This window comes from Variovorax sp. P4_D9 (assembly GCF_056401695.1).
In genome coordinates this window covers 1-4,553 of the sequence record NZ_JBFUIU010000699.1, presented here as the reverse complement: position 1 = coordinate 4,553, position 4,553 = coordinate 1, and the positions used below count along the sequence as shown (strand labels likewise).

6 protein-coding genes are annotated in these 4,553 nt (G+C 67.0%); 5 read left to right on the top strand and 1 reads right to left on the bottom strand.

Annotated elements, in window-relative coordinates; genetic code table 11:
• From AC1DY5_RS42960 to rlmD, 3 genes are all read left to right on the top strand, one after another.
• On the top strand, positions 1–435 hold a 435-nt coding region (locus AC1DY5_RS42960), incomplete at its 5' end, for a peptidoglycan DD-metalloendopeptidase family protein (RefSeq protein ID WP_478120523.1).
• 4 nt (positions 436–439) lie between these two features.
• The gene (locus AC1DY5_RS42955; protein WP_478120522.1) at positions 440–1,426 is read left to right on the top strand and encodes a sigma-70 family RNA polymerase sigma factor; all 987 of its coding nucleotides are present in this window, start codon (positions 440–442) and stop codon (positions 1,424–1,426) included.
• 42 nt (positions 1,427–1,468) lie between these two features.
• The gene (gene rlmD, locus AC1DY5_RS42950; protein ID WP_478120521.1) at positions 1,469–2,902 is read left to right on the top strand and encodes a 23S rRNA (uracil(1939)-C(5))-methyltransferase RlmD; all 1,434 of its coding nucleotides are present in this window, start codon (positions 1,469–1,471) and stop codon (positions 2,900–2,902) included.
• Positions 2,903–2,950: 48 nt separating this feature from the next.
• Here rlmD and AC1DY5_RS42945 read toward each other — a convergent pair whose 3' ends face one another.
• Complete coding sequence (locus tag AC1DY5_RS42945) at positions 2,951–3,652, bottom strand: Bax inhibitor-1/YccA family protein (RefSeq protein WP_478120520.1); 702 nt, start codon at positions 3,650–3,652, stop codon at positions 2,951–2,953.
• A gap of 155 nt (positions 3,653–3,807) precedes the next feature.
• Here AC1DY5_RS42945 and AC1DY5_RS42940 point away from each other — a divergent pair, with 155 nt between their 5' ends.
• Together AC1DY5_RS42940 and AC1DY5_RS42935 are read left to right on the top strand one after the other, a co-directional pair.
• Positions 3,808–4,215, top strand: coding sequence for a GlcG/HbpS family heme-binding protein (locus AC1DY5_RS42940; protein WP_478120519.1), 408 nt, complete (start codon positions 3,808–3,810; stop codon positions 4,213–4,215).
• A 43-nt stretch (positions 4,216–4,258) separates the two neighbouring features.
• A partial coding sequence (locus tag AC1DY5_RS42935; protein WP_478120518.1) for a hypothetical protein occupies positions 4,259–4,553 on the top strand: 295 nt, incomplete at its 3' end.

Below are 4,553 nucleotides of genomic sequence, written 5' to 3'. Positions count from 1 at the left end.
GCGGCAGCCAAGCCGGCGGCTCCGGTCACTGCCTCGCCGACCCCACCGGCGGCGGCTTCCGGCGACGAGGACGTGGGTTGGATCTGGCCCGCGCAAGGCTCCCTGATCGCCGGTTTCGACGAAGCCAAGAACAAGGGCCTCGACATCAGCGGCAAGGCCGGCGATTCGGTGCTGGCCGCCGCGGACGGCCGCGTCGTCTACGCGGGTGCGGGGCTGCGCGGCTATGGCAACCTGATCATCCTGAAGCACAACAACACCTACCTCACGGCCTACGCGCACAACCGCACCTTGCTGGTGAAGGAAGATCAGTCGGTCCAGAAGGGCCAAAAAATTGCCGAGATGGGCAACAGCGACGCCGACCGCGTCAAGCTGCATTTCGAGATCCGCCGCCAGGGCAAGCCGGTCGATCCGGCCCGCTACCTTCCGGTGCGCTAGCGCCATGGCCACCTCTCGCCCTCATCGCACCGCGGACGTGCGGCGAGTGGCGGGCAACGGTGGCATCGCACCCCCGGCGCACATCGTCGAGCCGGACCCGGACGACAGGGCCGGCGAGTTGCTGCCGGCCGAACTCGGCGGCGGCGATTCGCTGACCCTCTACCTGCGCGAGATCCGTCGCACCCAGCTGTTCACGCCCGACGAGGAATACCGCACCGCCTGCGCCGTGCGCAGCGGTGACTTCGCTGCGCGGCAGTCGATGATCGAGCACAACCTGCGCCTCGTGGTCAATATCGCCAAGAGCTACCTGGGACGCGGCGTGCCGATGGCCGACCTGATCGAGGAGGGCAATCTCGGCCTGATGCACGCGATCAACAAGTTCGAGCCCGAGCGCGGCTTTCGCTTCTCCACCTACGCGACCTGGTGGATCCGGCAGTCGATCGAGCGGGCGGCGATGATGCAGGCGCGCGCCATCCGCCTGCCGGTGCACGTGGTGCGCGAACTGCACCAGGTGGTTCGCGCGCGCCGCACGCTCGAGGGCGATGCCGATTTCCTGGCCCGCCGGCCCGAGGGCGTTCGGGTCGAGGATGTGGCGGCGCTGCTCGGCCGCGAGGTGCAGGAGGTCGCCGAACTGCTGGCGCTGGCCGAGGCGCCGCGTTCGCTCGACGCCGGCGGCGAGCGCGGCGATGACAGCTTCACGCTGGCCGACACGGTGGCATYGGAAGACGAGGGCGGCGACCCCACCGGCGTCACGCAGACGCACGAGGTCGAGAAGCTTCTTGACCGCTGGATCCTTGCGTTGAGCGAGCGCGAGCGCGAGGTGCTCGAAGGCCGCTTCGGCCTGCATGACCGCGACCCGGAGACGCTCGAGGTGCTCAGCGTGCGCCTGGGCCTGACGCGCGAGCGCGTGCGGCAGATCCAGAACGAGGCGCTGGCCAAGATGCGCCGGCAGCTGGTGCGCGCGGGCGTGCAGMGCGATGCGCTGCTGTAAGGGGCGGCGCCTGGGGCCGCGCTGCCCTGAGACAATCCGGGGATGACGGAATCGACAGAGAAAAAAACAGCGCCTCCCGCGCGCGATGAATGGTTGCAGGTCGAGTCGCTCGATCTCGACGCCCAGGGCGTGGCGCACAAGGCCGACGGCATGGTGGTGTTCATCGAAGGCGCGCTGCCGTTCGAGGAGGTGCGCTTCAACGTGCACCGCAAGAAGAACAACTGGGAGCAGGGCACGGTTACCGCGATCAACCGCGAGTCCTCGCAGCGCGTGCGTCCGGGCTGCCCGCATTTCGGCCTGCACGCGGGCGCCTGTGGCGGCTGCAAGATGCAGCATCTCGATGCGGCGGCGCAAGTCGCGGTGAAGCAGCGCTCCCTCGAAGACAACCTCTGGCACCTCGGCAAGGTGCGGCCCGAGAACGTGCTGCGGCCGCTCGAGGGCCCGACCTGGCACTACCGCTACCGGGCTCGCCTGTCGGTGCGCCACGTGGTCAAGAAGGGCACGGTGCTGATCGGCTTCCACGAACGCAAGAGCCGCTACCTGGCCGACATGAAGGTCTGCCCGGTTCTGCCGGCGCAGGTCAGCGCCATGCTGATGCCGCTGCGCGAACTGATCGGATCGATGGACGCACGCGAGACCTGCCCGCAGATCGAGCTGGCCTGCGGCGATGCGCCCGGCAGCACCGGGCTCGGCGTGATCGCCCTGGTGCTGCGGCACCTGGAGCCACTGTCCGATGCCGACGTGGCGCGCCTAAAGGCCTTTGCCGCCCGCAACGAGGGGGTCCAGTGGTGGCTGCAGTCCAAGGGGCCGGAGACGGTCAGGCTGCTCGAGGAGGGCGGCCCGGTGCTGTCCTATGCATTGCCCGAATTCGGCGTCACGATGCCGTTCAAGCCGACCGATTTCACCCAGGTGAATCCGCACATCAACCGCGTGCTGGTGGGACGGGCGCTGCGCCTGCTCGACGTCCAGCCCGACGAGCGCGTGATCGACTGGTTCTGCGGCCTGGGCAATTTCACGCTGCCGCTCGCGAGCCGGGCTCGCGAGGTGCTGGGCATCGAGGGCAGCGACACGCTGGTGGCGCGCGCCAGCGCCAACTTCGAGCACAACCGCCCCGCGGTGCCGGGCCGACGGGTGCTCTCGCCAACGACCTTCGTCGCCCGCAACCTGTTCGAGATGACGCCCGCGATGCTGGTCGCCGACGGGGCCGCCGACAAATGGCTGGTCGATCCGCCGCGTGAAGGCGCGTTCGCGCTCGCCAAGGCGCTGGCCGATCTGCACCAGCAGGTCGAGCCCCACGACGGCGGCTGGGGAGCGCCGAAGCGCATCGTCTACGTCAGCTGCAACCCGTCGACGCTGGCGCGCGATGCCGGGCTGCTGGTGCACCAGGCGGGCTACCGGTGCACCCACGCCGGCGTGGTGAACATGTTCCCGCACACGGCGCACGTCGAGTCGATCGCGGTCTTCGACCGCGCATGAAAAAAGGGCCCCTCGGGGCCCTTCGCGGCGGCCTTTACAGGCCGGTGCTCAGTCGCGCTCGCCGCCGAAGATGCCAAGCAGCGCCAGCAGGCTCTGGAACACGTTGAAAAGGTCCAGGTAGAGGGCCAGCGTGGCGCTGATGTAGTTGGTCTCGCCGCCGTCCATGATCTGCTTCAGGTCGTAGAGCATGAAGGCCGAGAAGATGCCGATGGCGGCCACCGAAATGGCCATCATGCCGGYGCTGGAGCCGACGAAGATGTTGATGATGGCACCGAACATCAGCACCATCGCGCCGACGAAGAGCCACTTGCCCATGCCCGACAGGTCGCGCTTGATCACGGTCGCCAGCGAGGCCATGACGAAAAAAACGCCGGCGGTGCCGCCAAAGGCCGTCATGATCAGCTCGGAGCCGTTCTTGAAGCCCAGCACCATCGCGATCAGSCGYGACAGCATCAGGCCCATGAAGAAGGTGAAGCCCAGCAGCACCGGCACGCCGGCAGCCGAGTTCTTGGTCTTCTCGATCGCGAACATGAAGCCGAAGGCGCCGCCCAAGAAGACGATCAGGCCCAGACCGCCGGTCAGTGGGCGCGTGATGCCGGTGGCGACGCCCAGCCAGGCCCCAAGCACGGTCGGCAGCAGGCTCAGGGCCAGCAGCCAGTAGGTGTTGCGCAGGACGCGCTGGCGCTCTGCCTGCGGCAGCGTCTGGCCGTAGCCGACGGAAGTGTCGAGGGTGTTGACGCGGTCGTTCATTGCTGAAAGCTCCTGGGTTGCCTGCAACGCTGCAGGTGGGCGCATTCTAGGGGGCTGCAAGGCCTGACCCGCACAAAAACCCCGCCATCCGACATTTCGATCCGCCCCCATCCTGAACGCTATGCTCCAGGGTTGCTCAACTTTCCTGGAAGACCATGAAGACCAAATCCTTTCTCGAGCTCGCAGACCTCAAGGCCATCGCCGCCGCAGCCGAAGCAGAGGCGCTCAAGAACAACTGGGCCGTGACCATTGCGATCGCCGACGACGGCGGCAACCTGCTGTGGCTGCAGCGGCTGGACGGTGCAGCGGCCCTGTCGGCCCACATCGCGCCTGCCAAGGCCCACACGGCCGCCATGGGCCGCCGTGAAAGCAAGACTTACGAGGACATGATCAACGGCGGCCGGACCTCCTTCCTGACCGCGCCGGGCATCGAAGGCCTGCTCGAAGGCGGCGTGCCGATCGTCAAGGAGGGCCAGGTGATCGGCGCCGTGGGCGTCAGCGGTGTCAAGTCGAACGAGGACGCGCAGATCGCGAAGGCCGGCATCGCTGCCATCGGCCTCTGATCCAGGTTCGCGACAAGGCAAAACGCCGTCCCTCGGGACGGCGTTGTTGGTTGGTCAGCGTGAAAAAAAAGCTTGGCTGATCGGCGAACCGTTGGCTAGCTACTTTCCGGCGCAAAAATCAGTAGCCGTTTGCGAGGCGGTCGTGGTGCCCGGCGGGCAGCGCTTTGTGCATGAGCGCACATCGCGCGATATGAGCCGGGAGTCATCGGCCGCATCGCTTGAACTTCCGGGATCGAATCATTCGCAACTGCTTGACAAGCGGTTTCGTTTGATTTACCTTAACAATATGATAGGTAAGGAAGCGCTAATCACCGAGATCGAACAGGCCGCGCAGTCGA